A 15,999-nucleotide genomic window follows, 5' to 3' on the forward strand; every position below is an offset into this window, starting at 1 on the left:
CAGTGTGTTGTCAGCTTGCCAGCAAACAGGATAGCCGTACAAGTCATGCTATCTGATTTTATGCAGGCAAAAAACTTCCGGGAACGGTTTTTGACGTCGCGCCAGCGACGGCCGTAAGGGGACGGCCAAGAATGGTACGCCACAAAAAACCGCAACCCGGGTTTTTCAGACGCGTGATCAAGCAGGTTGTTAGGGAGAGCGTACCGAGGGGCGCTCCGCCGGCTTACGCCGCCACGCCCCTCGGTACGGTAGGCCCGGATATCACTGGCCTACAGACGACTTTATCAGCGACCTCGTTTTTCACAGGGTTTGATCATCAAACCTTACGGAATAACAGAGAGCCGTTAGTCCCGCCGAATCCAAAGGAGTTACATAACGTATACTCCATATTGCTGACCTGACGTGCCTCATGAGGCACAAAATCCAGATCGCAACCTTCATCCGGGTTGTCCAGATTGATCGTCGGGGGAACGGACCGATCGCGCAGCGCAAGAATGCTGAAGATAGATTCGATCGCCCCTGCCGCGCCCAATAAATGCCCGGTCATCGATTTTGTCGAACTGACCAGTACGCGGCTGGCATCTGCGCCAAACACAGACTTGACGGCCTGCGTTTCGGCTTTATCACCCGCAGATGTCGAGGTGCCATGCGCGTTGATATAACCGACCTGCGAGGTAGAAATCCCGGCGTCGCGTAAGGCGTTTTCCATCGCCAAGGCGGCTCCAGCGCCGTTTTCCGGCGGCGACGTCATATGATAGGCGTCGCTGCTCATGCCAAACCCGACCACTTCCGCATAAATCCTGGCGCCGCGTTTTTTCGCATGCTCGTACTCTTCCAGCACCAACATACCGGCGCCGTCGCCCAGCACAAAACCATCGCGGTCTTTATCCCACGGGCGGCTTGCCGCCTGAGGATCGTCATTACGCGTTGATAACGCGCGGGCCGCGCCAAAGCCGCCCACGCCGAGCGGCGTACTGGCTTTTTCCGCGCCGCCGGCAACCATGACGTCAGCATCATTATAAGCAATGATGCGGGCCGCATGACCGATGTTATGCACACCGGAGGTACAGGCGGTGGCGATGGAAATACTCGGGCCGCGTAAGCCGTACATAATGGAGAGATGCCCGGCAACCATGTTAACAATGGTTGAAGGTACGAAGAACGGACTGATTTTACGCGGTCCCCCCTTCACCAGCGAACTGTGGTTCTCTTCAATGAGACCCAGGCCGCCAATGCCGGAACCAATCGCCGCACCGATGCGTGACGCGTTTTCTTCCGTTACTTCAAGACCGGAATCCTGCATAGCCTGAATGCCAGCGGCGATTCCGTATTGAATAAAGGCATCCATTTTGCGTGCTTCTTTACGCGAAATGAATTCCTCACAATTAAAATTCTTTACTAAGCCAGCAAAACGCGTTGCATAGGCACTAGTATCAAAATGGTCGATCAGGCTGATGCCACTCTGACCGGCAAGAAGAGCACTCCAGGTAGACTCAACTGTATTGCCGACAGGAGATAACATGCCCAGTCCAGTCACAACTACTCGACGCTTAGACACGCTTGTCCTCCAGGGAGGGAAAATATGACACTGCGGGACAAAAAACTTAGGCGGTCGAGTGACCGCCTAGATATGTTCGCTTACTGCTGGTTAGCCTGAATGAAATCAATGGCTGCCTGAACAGTCGTGATTTTTTCAGCTTCTTCATCTGGAATCTCAGTATCAAACTCTTCTTCCAGAGCCATTACCAGCTCAACAGTGTCAAGAGAATCAGCGCCGAGGTCGTCAACGAAAGAAGCATTGTTTACGACTTCTTCCTGCTTAACGCCAAGCTGTTCAACGATGATTTTCTTAACGCGTTCTTCGATAGTGCTCATACTCTTAAATTTCCTATCAAAACTCGCTTTCGCGATGGTTTTCGTAGTTTATAAAATGTTGAAAAAGATGCAACAAAATCCCGGCTGGTCGAACCACGATTTTGTGCTATTTTGCGGTTATTACCGCAAATAACGCAAATAATTTCGTGCTTTTTAGATCATATACATGCCGCCATTGACATGCAATGTTTCACCGGTAATGTAACCTGCCTCGTCAGAGGCTAAAAATGCAACAGCACTGGCGATTTCTTTAGCATCACCAAGCCGGTTAGCGGGAACCTGGCTCAAAATGCCTGCTCGCTGCTCTTCTGTCAACGCCTGAGTCATATCAGTTTCAATAAACCCAGGCGCAACAACGTTGACCGTAATCCCCCGGGAAGCCACTTCACGCGCAAGAGACTTGCTGAAACCTATCAGCCCAGCCTTTGCCGCCGCGTAGTTTGCCTGTCCGGCATTGCCCATCGTTCCAACCACGGACCCGATGGTAATGATACGACCATAGCGTTTTTTCATCATAGCGCGCATTACAGCTTTAGACAGACGGAATACGGATGTCAAATTCGTATCCAGAATATCCTGCCATTCATCTTCTTTCATACGCATCAACAGGTTGTCGCGAGTAATCCCGGCGTTATTGACTAAAATATCAATTGCGCCAAACTCGGCGTACATCTCCGCCAATGTTTTTTCCACTGACGCCGCATCCGCGACATTCAGCATATATCCTTTACCGTTCTCGCCCAGCCATGCGCTGATAGCCTCGGCGCCTTTTTCGCTGGTTGCCGTGCCGATAACCTTCGCCCCGCGGGCAACGAGCGTCTCAGCAATCGCTCGCCCTATGCCGCGGCTGGCGCCGGTAACCAGCGCAATTTTTCCTTCAAGACTCATTGTCTTCTCCGTTCCTATTTTTCAAGCGCCACTGACAGAGAAGCAGGATCATTCACCGCAGACGCTGTCAGAGTATCAACGATGCGTTTAGTCAGACCGGTAAGAACTTTACCCGGCCCAACTTCAAGTAACGATTCAACGCCCTGAGAGGCGATGAATTCCACACATTCAGTCCAACGCACGGGACAGTAAAGCTGGCGTACCAGTGCGCTGCGGATCGCCTCCGGCGCCGTCTCGATGCGGGCATCAACGTTATTTACCACCGGAATTTCCGGCGCATTAACATCCACGGACTCAAGCGCGACAGCCAGCTTTTTCGCCGCCGGCTCCATCAGCGCACAGTGAGAAGGCACGCTCACCGGCAATGGCAACGCACGTTTGGCGCCGGCGGCCTTACAAGCTGCGCCGGCACGTTCCACCGCGTCTTTGTTCCCGGCAATCACTACCTGCCCGGGAGAATTAAAGTTTACCGGCGAAACAACCTCTCCTTGCGCGGATTCTTCACACGCTTTGGCGATGGCGTCATTATCAAGACCGATAATCGCATACATCGCGCCAGTACCTTCCGGCACCGCTTCCTGCATAAGTTTGCCGCGCAATTCAACCAGGCGTACCGCCTGCTGGAAATCGAGCGCGCCGGCACAAACCAGAGCGGAATACTCGCCCAGACTATGCCCGGACATCAAGGCCGGCGTTTTACCGCCCTGCTGCCGCCAGACACGCCAGATAGCGACAGAGGCCGTTAACAGAGCAGGCTGGGTTTGCCAGGTTTTATTCAGTTCTTCAACCGGCCCCTGCTGCGTCAGTTGCCACAAATCATAACCTAAAACGGCGGAAGCCTGAGCAAACGTGTCGATAACAACCGGATACTCCGTCGCCAGTTCAGCCAGCATACCAACGGCTTGCGATCCCTGACCTGGGAATACCATTGCAAATTGCGTCATATCAGAATCCTGTTTAATCAAAAACGAATCAGCGCGGAACCCCAGGTAAAACCGCCGCCGAAAGCTTCAAGCAATACCAGTTGTCCGGGTTTAATCCGCCCGTCCCGCACCGCTTCATCCAGCGCTGAAGGCACGGAGGCCGCCGATGTATTGCCGTGACGATCCAGTGTCACAACAACTTTGTCCATTCCCATGCCTAATTTTTTGGCTGTGGCGCTGATAATGCGCAAATTAGCCTGATGCGGCACCAGCCAGTCTAGTTCACTTTTATCCAGTTGAGACGCCCGCAGCGTTTCCTCAACAATGTGCGCCAGTTCGGTTACCGCAACTTTAAATACTTCATTGCCCGCCATCGTCAGGTACGCCGGCTTTTCCAGGTTGTTGCGATCCTGATGCGGCAGCGTCAGCAGTTCGCCATAGCGTCCATCCGCATGCAGATGCGTGGACAAAATACCCGGCTGCTCTGACGCCGTCAGCAAAACGGCGCCCGCGCCATCGCCGAACAGGATCAGCGTACCGCGATCGTCAGGGTCCAACGTGCGGGACAACATATCAGAACCGATAACCAAAGCATAATCCACCGCGCCATTTTTGATATATTGATCGGCAACGCTGAGCGCATAGGTAAAACCCGCGCAGGCTGCGGCCAAATCAAAGGCGATGGTATCTTCGATTTCAAGCAGTTGCTGAATCTGGCAGGCGGCGCTGGGGAATGCATAACCTGAAGAGGTGGTCGCGACGATCAGTAAACCGACCTGCGATTTATCAATGCCCGCCATTTCCAACGCTTTCTGCGCGGCATGGCAGCCCATCGTAGCCACATTTTCATCCGGCGCCGCAATGCGACGCTCACGGATCCCGGTACGCGTGACGATCCATTCGTCAGACGTATCCACCATCTTCTCTAAATCAGCGTTCGTCCTGATTTGTTCAGGCAGAAAGCTGCCCGTTCCGATTATTTTTGTATACATGTACGCTTAATCACTCTTGGGTAATACAGCTTCTAGACGGGCAGCGATTCGCTCAGGGAGTTGCCGCTGTACCGTCTGCATTGCCTGTTCGATGGCAACCGCGAATGCTCGCGGGTTCGCTGCACCGTGACTTTTAATTACGATGCCGCGTAATCCTAACAGACACGCGCCATTATATTGGTCTGGATTCAAATGACCGAAACGCTTCGCCAGTCGTTTTTGTAACAAACGTCCCACCCACCGTATCCACCAGGGTTGTTTCCGCTTGCGATCCGTATCGGCGGATGAGGATTTCAACAGCGACAGAAACATCCTGACTACGCCTTCCATCGTCTTCAACGTGACATTGCCTACAAAGCCGTCACAGACCATGACATCCGTCTTTCCTGTCAGCAATTCGTTACCTTCAAGATAACCAATATAGTTGATTGCCGGCGTACTTCTTAATTTGGCCGCCGCATCGCGGATATTATCCAGGCCTTTGCTTTCTTCTTCGCCGATGTTCAGTAACGCCACCCGCGGGTTTTTCAATCCCAAAACCTCTTCTGCCATTACCGAGCCCATTACCGCGAATTGAACCAGCATAGTGCTGTCGCATTCGACGTTCGCGCCTAAATCCAGCACCACGGTTTTCCCCTGTTGCTGATGCGGTAAAACAGAAACCAATGCAGGGCGTTCAATGCCATCGAGCGGTTTAATCAGAAGCTTCGCCAGCCCCATCAGCGCGCCGGTATTGCCCGCGCTGACGCAAGCTTGGGCTTTTCCGTCTTTAATCAGCTCAAGCGCGATGCGCATCGACGTTCCGCGGCTCGCGCGGATGGCCTGAGACGGTCGGGCATCACTGGCAATAACCGATTCGGCTGGAACAATGTCTAACCGAGACAATAGTTCAGAATCGACTTTGGCAAGTAATGGAGCGATCGCAGCAGGGTCGCCAACGAGCATCAGGTTGAGATTTGAATTAGAAGCCAGTGCCTGCAATGCAGCAGGCACTGTTACGCAGGGACCAAAGTCCCCGCCCATCGCATCTAACGCCAGAGTTAGGCGTGTCAAAGTATTGCCTTGCTAATAATTCGCAAGAATTACTTGGCAATAACCTTGCGACCGCGGTAGTAACCATCCGCAGTGATGTGGTGACGCAGATGAGTTTCGCCAGAAACTTTATCTACGGATACAGAAGAAGTGGTCAGCGCATCGTGAGCACGACGCATACCACGTTTGGAACGGCTAGGTTTATTCTGTTGTACGGCCATGGACCTTACTCCTTAATTACTTATGCTTTAAACTGGCTAATACGGCAAACGGATTCGGTTTTTCTGCCTCTTCAGGCAACTTACCGAACACTATGTCCGCTTCGGACACTTCACAGTGTTCAGAATCATGTACCGGGGCGATAGGCAACGTAAGGATGATTTCATCTTCAATCATTGCCAGCAGATCGACTTCGCCAAACTCATCAACGTCGATCGGCTCGTACGCTTCCGGTAAAGCTTCGGCCTGTTCATCATTGATGACCGGGCTAAAACAAAACGTCGCATGAACCTGATGTTCGAATGGCTTTCCGCAGCGCTGACACATTAATGTGACATTGACATCCGCACTACCGTCAATCACCGCCAGGCGCTGATTATCGATATTGAAAGACAAAGAAGCCTGAACATCACTATCCACACTCACCACTGATCCGGCAACACGCGTCACCTGCTCAGGCGAATAGATGCCAACATAATCTAAACGCTTTTGAGCAGTGCGAACCGCATCAAGGGTTAGGGGTAATTTTACCTTTTGCATAGGGCGCGCATATTAACGTCGTAACGACATAGAGTCAAAGAAAAAGGCAGTGAAGCACGACCTTTCACCAATATTCGCTTCCAGAGCGGCGCACAGTTTAAAATGCCTTTCATCATTACGCTACGGTTTATAAAAAAATTATGTATCAGATCGTTCTTGCTTCAACCTCGCCCTATCGCAAAGCCTTGCTGGAAAAGCTGAATATTCCTTTTATTTGCGCATCGCCCGACATTGATGAAACGCCGCACTGTGATGAAGATGTCATAACATTAGTCACTCGGCTGGCGGAAAGCAAAGCCAGAGCATTAAGCGCACGGTATCCCCATCATCTGATCATTGGCGGCGATCAGGTTTGCGTATTGGGCAATGACATTACCGGAAAACCGCACAATAAAGCCAACGCCGTTCGGCAACTGCAACGGGCAAGCGGACGGCGCGTCTCTTTCTTTACCGGTTTAGCCCTTTTCAACAGCGCGCAACGGCGAATGCAAAGCCTGGTTGAACCTTTCGACGTCCATTTCAGGCAACTGACCGATGCTGAAATTAACGGCTATCTGGAAAAAGAACAGCCCTGGAACTGCGCGGGCAGCTTTAAAAGCGAAGGGTTGGGCATTGCCTTATTCGACAGATTATCCGGTCGCGATCCCAATACATTGGTTGGGCTGCCGTTGATCGCCTTGACGCAGATGCTGCAAAAAGAAGGGATTAACCCGCTGACGCTGAGATAGTCCGACGGAATACCCGCCGATGCAGGTATTCCGCAGGATAACTGAATTACGCTTTCGTCTTACGCAACACCAGCAGACAATGGCGCAGTTGATCGTCGAGAGGCGCTTCAACGCGCAGCGTTTCTCCGCTATTGGGATGTTCAAAGCGTAACGCCTGCGCGTGCAAAAACAGACGTTTCAGACCGGTTCCGGCCAGTTGACGATCAAAATCGCGATCGCCATAGCGATCGTCAAAGGCAATCGGATGGCCGGCATGCAGCGTATGCACCCGGATCTGATGGGTTCTGCCGGTTACCGGACTGGCGCGCACCAGCGTCGCCCGTTCAAAACGCTCTTCGACTTTGAACCGCGTCTCTGACGGCTTCCCTTCGCTGTTTACCCGCACGATACGTTCGCCGCTTTGCAGAATATTCTTCAGCAATGGCGCCTGTACGACTTTGCAATGCGACGGCCAGTTCCCGCGCACCAGCGCCAGATAATCCTTTTGCATCCCTTTGAGACGCAATTGCTCATGCAGCGAACGCAAAGCCGAACGTTTCTTGGCGACCAGCAGCACCCCGGAGGTATCGCGATCCAGTCGATGCACCAACTCAAGGAAACGCGCCTCGGGACGCAACGCGCGCAATCCTTCAATCACGCCGAAGCTCAGCCCGCTGCCGCCATGCACCGCCGTGCCGGAAGGTTTGTTCAGCACCAGCAAATAATCATCCTCATAGAGGATGCATTCCGCTAATGCGGCAACTTTTCCCAGGCTGGCGGAGACCGGGGCGGCGTCTCGCTCGGCCTGTCGAACCGGGGGGATGCGGATTTCGTCGCCGCCAAGCAATTTGTATTCCGGTTTTACACGTTTTTTATTTACCCTCACCTCGCCTTTACGCAAGATGCGGTAAACCATACTTTTCGGCACGCCTTTTAAGCGAGTATGCAAAAAGTTATCGATGCGCTGTCCGGCCTCATCGGCGGATATCGTCACAAATTGTACTGAAGGATTGTCTGTTTTCATGATGCGCGATTCTAAATAGAGCAGTTGGATAGCGCCACTTCTTTTTCTGTGCTTAACTGTGAGTCTGACGAATGAAAATAGCGTTATAGCAGCAGTTTTGGCTGAATTTGGTCTCAACCATGACGGGTTTGCACACTATCTTCATACCGACAGGCAAAGTCACCTTGCTATAACGGTGTCAGCAATGGAATAATGCTTTTGCATTTTCCGTGCTGATTTGCATTAAAACAGGGGAAATTGCGGAATTATTAAGTTTGCCTGATGACGCACAAACGCAGCAATGGCGTAAGACGTAATGTGAAATCAAGCAGTTAGCGGGCTGCGGATTGCAGCTTGGCCGGCAAATGGAATCAGATCTGGCGAAATTTTCAGAAGCTGTTCCCTCAGTAAATGCGCTGTTTTCCATCAGGAAAAGCAGGCTACCGAAACATGCGCCTCTATGCAGGCGACAACCGGGAGGTTGACGTCCCTGCGATAAGCCACGAGGCCATCGGTTCATTCCGGTCATGCGGTTCTTTTGTCCGCAGCTCTATCAATAATGTAAGTAAAAATAACGAGTAAGTTAAAGATGAAGAGAATGTTGATTAACGCGACTCAACAGGAAGAGTTGCGTGTTGCCTTGGTTGATGGTCAACGGCTGTATGATCTGGATATCGAAAGTCCCGGTCATGAGCAGAAGAAAGCAAATATCTACAAAGGTAAAATCACCCGTATTGAACCCAGTCTTGAGGCCGCTTTTGTCGATTATGGCGCGGAAAGACACGGTTTTCTCCCTCTTAAAGAAATCGCTCGCGAATATTTCCCCAGCAACTACTCCTCTCATGGCCGCCCTAACATTAAAGACGTGTTGCGCGAAGGCCAGGAAGTCATTGTTCAGGTGGATAAAGAAGAGCGAGGCAACAAAGGCGCAGCACTGACAACGTTTATCAGTCTGGCCGGCAGTTATCTGGTACTGATGCCGAACAACCCTCGCGCGGGCGGAATTTCACGCCGTATCGAGGGCGATGACCGTACCGAGTTGAAAGAAGCGCTGGGTTCTTTGCAGTTGCCCGACGGCATGGGGCTGATTGTTCGTACCGCCGGCGTCGGTAAGTCCGCCGAAGCATTGCAGTGGGATCTGGCTTTCCGCCTGAAGCACTGGGAAGCGATTAAGAAAGCGGCGGAAGGCCGCCCTGCGCCGTTCCTGATTCACCAGGAAAGCAACGTGATTGTTCGCGCTTTCCGCGATTATCTACGTCCGGACATCGGCGAGATCCTGATCGATAACCCGAAAATCCTCGATTTGGCCAAAGAGCACATTTCCGCGCTGGGCCGCCCCGATTTCACCAGTAAAATCAAACTTTACAGCGGCGAAATCCCGCTGTTCAGTCATTATCAGATTGAGTCTCAGATTGAATCCGCCTTCCAGCGTGAAGTCCGTCTGCCTTCCGGCGGCTCGATTGTTATCGATACCACGGAAGCCCTAACGGCGATCGATATCAACTCCGCCCGTGCGACGCGCGGCGGCGATATTGAAGAGACCGCATTTAACACCAACCTGGAAGCGGCGGATGAAATCGCCCGTCAGTTGCGGTTGCGTGACCTGGGCGGCCTGATCGTCATCGACTTTATCGATATGACGCCGGTACGCCACCAGCGCGAAGTAGAAAACCGCCTGCGGGATTCCGTCCGTCAGGATCGCGCCCGTATTCAAATCGGCCGGATTTCGCGCTTTGGCCTGCTGGAAATGTCCCGTCAGCGCCTCAGCCCGTCGCTGGGCGAATCCAGTCACCATGTTTGTCCGCGCTGTGGTGGAACCGGTACCGTTCGCGATAATGAATCGCTTTCGCTGTCCATTCTGCGTTTGATTGAAGAAGAAGCGCTGAAAGAGAACACCAAAGAGGTTCACGCCATCGTTCCGGTACAGATCGCCTCTTACCTGCTGAACGAGAAGCGTGACGCAGTCAATGCCATTGAGACGCGTCAGGGCGGCGTTCGCGCCATCATCGTCCCGCATGATGGCATGCAAACACCGCACTATTCCGTTGTTCGAGTCCGTAAAGGCGAAGAAAAACCGACGCTTAGCTATCTATTGCCGCAGTTGCTGGAAACTGAAGCGCAGCAGTTGCAGGAAGAACAGACGGTCGAGCGTAAACAACCCGAACAGCCGGCGTTAGCAACCTTCACCATGCCCGACATGCCTGCGGAAGAGAAAGCGCCGGCAGCGGCGGCAACCGCGCCGGTTTCAAGCCCGGCCGCTGCCGCTCAATCCGGGTTTGTCGGCCGTCTTCTGGGCGCGCTGAAAGGTATCTTCGCCTCTGAACCTGCCGCCGAATCTGCCAATACAGCAGATGAGAAGACGGCGCCAGCGACGGCCAGCGAAGGTCAACGTCAGGATCGCCGTAATTCACGTCGCCAGGGCAATAACCGCCGCGACCGTGGTTCGCGAGATAACCGCGACAATCGTGATAATCGCGAACCGCGCGAAGAGCAGCGCCGCAATAAGCGTCAGAATACGGAAGTTGCACCGGAAACCCGCGTAGCGGAAGACACGGAAAAAACCACGACTGACGAGCAGCCGCGTCGCGAACCGCGCCAGCGCCGCCGTCAAGAAGACAAACGTCAACCACAGCAGGAAGCGAAAGTCCAAAATGCCGTAGTCGATGAAGTGGAAGAGAGCAGCGCCGAGCAGGATAAACCTACGCCGGTCATGCCGCGCCGCCAGCGTCGCCAACTGACGCAAAAGGTGCGCGTTCAGTCTGACAGCGCACCGAGTGAAGCGGTCGAAAATGCGGCCCCTGCCGTGACAGCGGAGATTGCGCCGCCGCAGTCCGCACGGGTTGATGAGCCGGCGAACGAAGCGGAAAATACGCAAACCGTTGATACCAATCGCGGCGCCAGCACGGAAAACGGCGGAATGCCGCGCCGTTCGCGTCGTTCGCCGCGCCATCTGCGCGTCAGCGGTCAGCGTCGTCGTCGTTACCGTGATGAACGCTATCCGTCACAGTCGCCGATGCAAGTGGAATATGCCGTCGCGTCGCCGGAAATGGCATCGGGTAAAGTGTGGGTCAACTATTCTGTCGCCCAACCTCAGCAGTTGGAACAGGCCCCCGAGCCGTTGCAGGAAGACAATATCGCCCCGGCAACGGCGCTTCTGCCTGCCATCGTGGAGGTCGCTCCGGTTATCGAAACCGCAGCGCAGGAAGCACCAGCCCCGGCGGTTGCAGAAGAAACCGTTAACGCCGCACCTGAAACAACGGTACAGGATGATGCGACGGTTTCTTTCGCCGAACCCGAGCAACAGGTACAGGCTGAACCCGCCCCTCAAGCTGAGCAAGAGGAATCAGCCGCCGAAACAGCAGAGATCGCCGCCGTTGAAACCACGGTTACGGAAGAACACGCCGCGGATGAAACAACAATCGTTGCTGAAACCAACGTTGCTGAAACCGCCGCTGTTGAGCTGTCGGCTTCTGAAGCCACGCCGGTTGCCGTCAGCGTTACCGATGCCGTGGTCGAAACGTCTGAGCACAAGCCTGACGCTGCGGACGCCATTGCGCATGAAGAGGAAAAGGTAACGGCGGAGATAACCCCGCAGGCGGTCGATACAAGCCCTGTGGTTGAACAGCCGGCCGTTTCAACTCAGCAAGTTCCGGAACCAGCGGTCAGTTCGGCACAACCTCGCTATAAGCTTCACGCGACGGCGCCGATGACCAAAGCGCCAGCGCCGGATTACCAGCCAGCGCCAGCGCGTCAAAGCGACTGGAAGCGCCCCGATTATGAGTTTTCAGGTAAAGGTTCTGCCGGGGGGCATGCCGCCGTTAATCAGGCTGCTGCGCCCGCGACTAAGCCGACGCCAATTAGTGAATAATCAACTACCGGTTAGTTAAACCGACACCCGCCAATCGGCGGGTGTTTTTTTATGACGGGCCGTCAGCAAGCAGGCTTATTAGTCCAAATACTTCAGTAGTTTGATATCCATTTGTTCCGTTTTCCCTTCAAGCTGGGAAACCAGTCGCTGGAAGTGCTCAGTCTGTTCATGCTCTGTCAGAGCCGTCTGGCTTTTCCAACGTTCAAAAAAGACAAAAGCCTCCGGCTTGTCGATCTCTTGATGCAGATCGTATTGCAAGTTACCTGGCTCCTGACGGCTGGGCGCCACAACCTGCCTCAAAGCGGCAGTCACCTCTGCAATAAACTCAGCTTTCGCCTGTACACTGGCGACGATACGGATTTCCATGGTTGTCCCTATTTAATTTATGTTTCGTGTTTAAAAAGAAGGCATAGAGATGCCTATTGGTGATGGTAGCTATAGTAGTTAATTTCAAGCATTCATCAACTAACGGATGCATTCAGGCGGCTTTACACTTATGCTTATTCCCCGCCGTATCCGTCCCAAAACTACTGATCGATGATGTTTTCTACTGACCGCCGGAGCACACTCCATGACCGCACAGCCTGATATTCTGAAAATCCGCCGCCCTGACGATTGGCACATTCATTTACGTGACGATCGGATGCTTGAAACTGTTCTTCCGTATACCAGTCGTTTTTTCGGTCGTGCTATCGTCATGCCAAATCTGACGCCGCCAATCACCAACGTAGCAAGCGCAATCGCTTATCGTCAGCGCATTCTTGCCGCCATTCCCGCAGGGGATAACTTTCAGCCGTTGATGACCTGTTACCTGACTGACTCACTGGATGCCGAAGAGATTGCAAACGGTTATGAGCAAGGGGTTTTCACGGCCGCCAAGTTATATCCCGCCAATGCGACGACCAACTCCAGTCATGGCGTAACAAACATCGCCGCTATTTTTCCCATCCTGGAAAGGATGCAGAAAATAGGCATGCCGTTGCTGATACACGGCGAAGTGACCGATCCCGCTGTCGATATTTTTGATCGGGAAGCCCGGTTTATTGAGTCCGTGATGGAACCATTACGTCAGCAGTTTCCCGAACTGAAAGTCGTATTCGAGCACATCACCACCAAAGAGGCCGCACAGTACGTTGTATCAGGCAATGAGTATCTCGCGGCCACCATTACCCCTCAGCATTTATTGTTCAATCGTAACCATATGCTGGTCGGCGGGATCCGCCCACATCTGTATTGCCTGCCGATCCTCAAAAGAAATATTCATCAGCAGGCGCTGCGTGATGCCGTCGCCAGCGGTTGCAATCGGCTGTTTCTCGGTACGGATTCCGCCCCTCATGCTAAACAGCGCAAAGAGTCCAACTGCGGCTGTGCCGGGGTATTTAACGCTCAGGCGGCATTAAGCGCCTATGCGACCGTTTTTGATGAAATGCATGCGTTGGATAAACTTGAAGCATTTTGTTCGTTGAACGGCCCGCGCTTTTATGGCTTGCCCGTTAATGAAGACTGGATCGAGCTGCAACGCAAGCCGGTTACCTTCCCGGAAGAGATTTCGCTGGGAAGTGAAGCATTGATTCCATTCCTCGCCGGGCAAAGCCTTAACTGGTCGGTTAAATAATTTACCGGGCCCAGCGTCTTCCCGATGGGCCTTTTTCTTTTGCGTCAAACGCGTATAAATCTCTCTTTGATGCTTGTTCTCCCCAAGGAATGACTGTATAAATAAACAGTTAAAACTTGGAGGCCATCATGCGTGTAGAAATTACCCTAGCAAAGTCATCTCCCTTGCCGGCAGGCGCCATTGAGGCGCTGACGAATGAACTGGGGCAACGAATTCATCGGCATTACCCCGATATCCCGGTTCAGGTTCGTTATGCGGCGGCCAATAGCCTTACTGTGATGGGCGCCGCTAAAGATGACAAAGAGCGCATATCTGAAATTCTGCAAGAAACCTGGGAAAGTGCGGACGACTGGTTTATACCTGAATAGACTGGTTTCTGAATAATAGTATCGATCGTGAATATTTTACACCATCGTTTTTAGGCAGGGACTCGCTTTATACGCTGTGTTCTGGCATGTTGTTGAGTCTGTTGAAAGATTGGGCTTAAATGATAAGTTATAAGCGCGAATAACGCTCACCATTAGGCTCTCACCATCCTGTTGGTACGACTGAGGATATCTGTTATGGCAGTAGAAAAACCAGAAGAAGCAATGACATTCGGTGAGCTGCTGGCGTTGATTGGTGCCCAGCAGCGCAAAATTGACGCATTGGAGCTTGCATTTTCATCTCTGGTCTTCTGTCTTGATGAAAAAGCAAACCAGCTTCTGATCCATAATCTGAAACTGGAATCTCAAAATGAGAACCGGGATCCGTTGATGAAAAAACACCTGGCCCATTTTGCCGCGACATTAGAGAAAAATGCCGGTTTAAATACCGAATAGCATTTTCATTTTTCCTATTCATTAACAGGATCCGGGGCGAATGTATTTTCGCCCCGGCTGCTTAATTATTAAACAAAAAAATTTTTACACATTTTCTGCAAATATTTCCCATAAATTAAATAAGCGACGATATACTAATAGAGCTCTTCTAAATAAGGAGCCACCTTAAACCTCGTTAGTCACTCATGTTAGTAACTAGTCAATAAGGGGTATTTATGGATAGAAAAAATGAAGTTATTCAGACACATCCTCTTGTAGGTTGGGACATAAGCACTGTTGACAGTTATGACGCCATGATGATCCGCTTACACTATTTAGCCACGGCGGATCAGGCTCCGGACGAAGCGCAAGTTGACCGAACGCTATGGTTAACGACAGATGTCGCCAGACAACTTATATACATACTTGAAGCTGGCATTGCTAAAATCGAATCAACCGACAGTCAGTCCCTTGATTATCGAAAACATTAGTTATTGATATAGTTTGTTAATATTATTATTTTATACCAGATTTATTGATTTTTGATTCACTGTCACCAATAACGGCGCCGTCTTACTGACGGCGCCGTTATTTCAAGCGTTCAACCACATTTCTTTTTTTCTTCTTTGCCTCAGTTATTCAGTTAAAACAATAATCCAACCCAATTTGATACTCACGGCGGGCAGCCAAGGCGACATAATTATTCAATGGATAAAACACATCGCGCTTAGCGATATTTTTTATCCGCCTCGATTTTTCATACCGATGCGATTGAAAAGGTAAGCAATCAAAGGATTTTTACCTCGATAATTACAATAATAAAATTGAATAAGATATGAATTTAAATTCAAAAAAACTGTTCAATGTTGCGCTATTGTTATGATAGATGATTTTATATTGATTTTACGTTTTTATCTGTTTAGCTTTTCCAGGTGCCTATGTTACTCGATCAGGAGCCATCACCATGCTTTGGCGTAATACTACATCTCGTTACGGTCATATCAGCATTCTTCTCCACTGGACTGCCGCACTGACCATCTATGGTATGTTTGCGCTCGGACTTTGGATGGTATCACTGGGATACTATGATGTCTGGTATCACCGCGCGCCTGAAATTCATAAAAGCGTCGGTATGCTGCTTTTTGCCGTTATGATCTTTCGGGTTATCTGGCGCTTCATTTCCCCGCCGCCTCCGCCGCTAAGCAGCTATTCAACCTTTACCCGCATCAGCGCGACGCTGGCGCACATTACCCTCTATGTCGTGCTGTTTGCGATATTAATCAGCGGCTATCTGATTTCCACGGCCGAGGGACAACCTATTTCAGTTTTTGGCTGGTTTTCCATTCCAGCCAGCGTAACCGGTTTGACGGATCAAGCCGATATTGCCGGCACCGTGCATCTTTATCTTGCCTGGGTGGTAGTGGCTTTGTCAGCACTGCACGGTTTAGCCGCATTAAAGCATCACTTTATCGATAGAGATATCACCTTGAAGCGGATGTTGGGTCGCAACATCCCATAACTTTCTGGATTTATGGAG

At 51.7% G+C, this 15,999-nt stretch carries 17 protein-coding genes; 7 read left to right on the forward strand and 10 right to left on the reverse strand.

The annotated features are described in order from the left end of the window. Positions 1-316 precede the first annotated feature (316 nt). From fabF to yceD, 8 genes are all read right to left on the reverse strand, one after another. Positions 317-1,558, reverse strand: a complete 1,242-nt coding sequence (fabF, locus tag JG725_RS04450; RefSeq protein ID WP_199376805.1) for a beta-ketoacyl-ACP synthase II — start codon at positions 1,556-1,558, stop codon at positions 317-319. A gap of 80 nt (positions 1,559-1,638) precedes the next feature. Next, positions 1,639-1,875 carry an acyl carrier protein gene (gene acpP, locus JG725_RS04455; protein ID WP_005970506.1) on the reverse strand — a complete coding sequence of 79 codons (237 nt, stop codon included), beginning with the start codon at positions 1,873-1,875 and terminating at the stop codon, positions 1,639-1,641. Positions 1,876-2,028: 153 nt separating this feature from the next. Continuing rightward, entirely contained in the window at positions 2,029-2,763 is a 735-nt protein-coding gene (gene fabG / locus JG725_RS04460; RefSeq protein WP_172289219.1) for a 3-oxoacyl-ACP reductase FabG, read from the reverse strand. Positions 2,764-2,777: 14 nt separating this feature from the next. Beyond that, the gene (gene fabD, locus JG725_RS04465; protein ID WP_199376807.1) at positions 2,778-3,707 is read right to left on the reverse strand and encodes an ACP S-malonyltransferase; all 930 of its coding nucleotides are present in this window, start codon (positions 3,705-3,707) and stop codon (positions 2,778-2,780) included. A gap of 17 nt (positions 3,708-3,724) precedes the next feature. Next, complete coding sequence (locus JG725_RS04470; protein WP_172289217.1) at positions 3,725-4,678, reverse strand: beta-ketoacyl-ACP synthase III; 954 nt, start codon at positions 4,676-4,678, stop codon at positions 3,725-3,727. Positions 4,679-4,684: 6 nt separating this feature from the next. After that, positions 4,685-5,731 (reverse strand): phosphate acyltransferase PlsX, encoded by a 1,047-nt coding sequence (gene plsX / locus JG725_RS04475; RefSeq protein WP_199376809.1) that lies wholly within the window; start codon positions 5,729-5,731, stop codon positions 4,685-4,687. Between the two features lie 29 nt (positions 5,732-5,760). Then, a complete protein-coding gene (rpmF, locus tag JG725_RS04480; RefSeq protein ID WP_009112338.1) occupies positions 5,761-5,931 on the reverse strand; it encodes a 50S ribosomal protein L32 in 171 nt (56 codons plus the stop codon). Positions 5,932-5,947: 16 nt separating this feature from the next. Beyond that, entirely contained in the window at positions 5,948-6,469 is a 522-nt protein-coding gene (gene yceD, locus JG725_RS04485) for a 23S rRNA accumulation protein YceD (protein WP_199376811.1), read from the reverse strand. Between the two features lie 140 nt (positions 6,470-6,609). Between yceD and JG725_RS04490 the strand changes: the two genes are divergently transcribed. Next, positions 6,610-7,197, forward strand: coding sequence for a nucleoside triphosphate pyrophosphatase (locus JG725_RS04490; RefSeq protein WP_199376813.1), 588 nt, complete (start codon positions 6,610-6,612; stop codon positions 7,195-7,197). Between the two features lie 46 nt (positions 7,198-7,243). Here JG725_RS04490 and rluC read toward each other — a convergent pair whose 3' ends face one another. Beyond that, on the reverse strand, positions 7,244-8,200 hold the full coding sequence (gene rluC, locus JG725_RS04495; protein ID WP_172289213.1) for a 23S rRNA pseudouridine(955/2504/2580) synthase RluC: 957 nt from the start codon (positions 8,198-8,200) through the stop codon (positions 7,244-7,246). A 568-nt stretch (positions 8,201-8,768) separates the two neighbouring features. On the opposite strand from rluC, the gene rne reads away from it, so the two are divergent. Beyond that, positions 8,769-12,047: a ribonuclease E gene (gene rne, locus JG725_RS04500; protein ID WP_199376815.1), complete on the forward strand. Its 3,279-nt coding sequence runs from the start codon at positions 8,769-8,771 to the stop codon at positions 12,045-12,047. A 78-nt stretch (positions 12,048-12,125) separates the two neighbouring features. Here the strand turns inward: rne and JG725_RS04505 are convergent, their stop codons facing one another. Continuing rightward, entirely contained in the window at positions 12,126-12,413 is a 288-nt protein-coding gene (locus JG725_RS04505) for a putative quinol monooxygenase (RefSeq protein WP_172289211.1), read from the reverse strand. 205 nt (positions 12,414-12,618) lie between these two features. Between JG725_RS04505 and pyrC the strand changes: the two genes are divergently transcribed. The 5 genes from pyrC (at position 12,619) to JG725_RS04530 (ending at position 15,981) form a co-directional block, all read left to right on the forward strand. After that, positions 12,619-13,662, forward strand: coding sequence for a dihydroorotase (pyrC, locus tag JG725_RS04510; RefSeq protein WP_199376817.1), 1,044 nt, complete (start codon positions 12,619-12,621; stop codon positions 13,660-13,662). A gap of 128 nt (positions 13,663-13,790) precedes the next feature. After that, entirely contained in the window at positions 13,791-14,030 is a 240-nt protein-coding gene (dinI, locus tag JG725_RS04515; protein ID WP_199376819.1) for a DNA damage-inducible protein I, read from the forward strand. Between the two features lie 195 nt (positions 14,031-14,225). Beyond that, positions 14,226-14,483: a hypothetical protein gene (locus tag JG725_RS04520; protein ID WP_172289208.1), complete on the forward strand. Its 258-nt coding sequence runs from the start codon at positions 14,226-14,228 to the stop codon at positions 14,481-14,483. 215 nt (positions 14,484-14,698) lie between these two features. Then, positions 14,699-14,953 carry a biofilm formation regulator BssS gene (bssS, locus tag JG725_RS04525; RefSeq protein WP_172289207.1) on the forward strand — a complete coding sequence of 85 codons (255 nt, stop codon included), beginning with the start codon at positions 14,699-14,701 and terminating at the stop codon, positions 14,951-14,953. A gap of 473 nt (positions 14,954-15,426) precedes the next feature. Then, positions 15,427-15,981 carry a cytochrome b gene (locus tag JG725_RS04530; RefSeq protein ID WP_172289206.1) on the forward strand — a complete coding sequence of 185 codons (555 nt, stop codon included), beginning with the start codon at positions 15,427-15,429 and terminating at the stop codon, positions 15,979-15,981. Positions 15,982-15,999: the final 18 nt, after the last annotated feature.

The organism is Brenneria sp. L3-3C-1 (assembly GCF_016456245.1).
In the GTDB taxonomy this organism is placed as follows: domain Bacteria; phylum Pseudomonadota; class Gammaproteobacteria; order Enterobacterales; family Enterobacteriaceae; genus Brenneria.

Coding starts and splice junctions, on each gene's coding strand:
- acpP (WP_005970506.1), bottom strand. CDS start 1,875: ATGAGCACTATCGAAGAACGCGTTAAGAAAATCATCGTTGAACAGCTT.
- fabG (WP_172289219.1), bottom strand. CDS start 2,763: ATGAGTCTTGAAGGAAAAATTGCGCTGGTTACCGGCGCCAGCCGCGGC.
- fabD (WP_199376807.1), bottom strand. CDS start 3,707: ATGACGCAATTTGCAATGGTATTCCCAGGTCAGGGATCGCAAGCCGTT.
- JG725_RS04470 (WP_172289217.1), bottom strand. CDS start 4,678: ATGTATACAAAAATAATCGGAACGGGCAGCTTTCTGCCTGAACAAATC.
- rpmF (WP_009112338.1), bottom strand. CDS start 5,931: ATGGCCGTACAACAGAATAAACCTAGCCGTTCCAAACGTGGTATGCGT.
- yceD (WP_199376811.1), bottom strand. CDS start 6,469: ATGCAAAAGGTAAAATTACCCCTAACCCTTGATGCGGTTCGCACTGCT.
- JG725_RS04490 (WP_199376813.1), top strand. CDS start 6,610: ATGTATCAGATCGTTCTTGCTTCAACCTCGCCCTATCGCAAAGCCTTG.
- rluC (WP_172289213.1), bottom strand. CDS start 8,200: ATGAAAACAGACAATCCTTCAGTACAATTTGTGACGATATCCGCCGAT.
- rne (WP_199376815.1), top strand. CDS start 8,769: ATGAAGAGAATGTTGATTAACGCGACTCAACAGGAAGAGTTGCGTGTT.
- JG725_RS04505 (WP_172289211.1), bottom strand. CDS start 12,413: ATGGAAATCCGTATCGTCGCCAGTGTACAGGCGAAAGCTGAGTTTATT.
- pyrC (WP_199376817.1), top strand. CDS start 12,619: ATGACCGCACAGCCTGATATTCTGAAAATCCGCCGCCCTGACGATTGG.
- dinI (WP_199376819.1), top strand. CDS start 13,791: ATGCGTGTAGAAATTACCCTAGCAAAGTCATCTCCCTTGCCGGCAGGC.
- JG725_RS04520 (WP_172289208.1), top strand. CDS start 14,226: ATGGCAGTAGAAAAACCAGAAGAAGCAATGACATTCGGTGAGCTGCTG.
- bssS (WP_172289207.1), top strand. CDS start 14,699: ATGGATAGAAAAAATGAAGTTATTCAGACACATCCTCTTGTAGGTTGG.
- JG725_RS04530 (WP_172289206.1), top strand. CDS start 15,427: ATGCTTTGGCGTAATACTACATCTCGTTACGGTCATATCAGCATTCTT.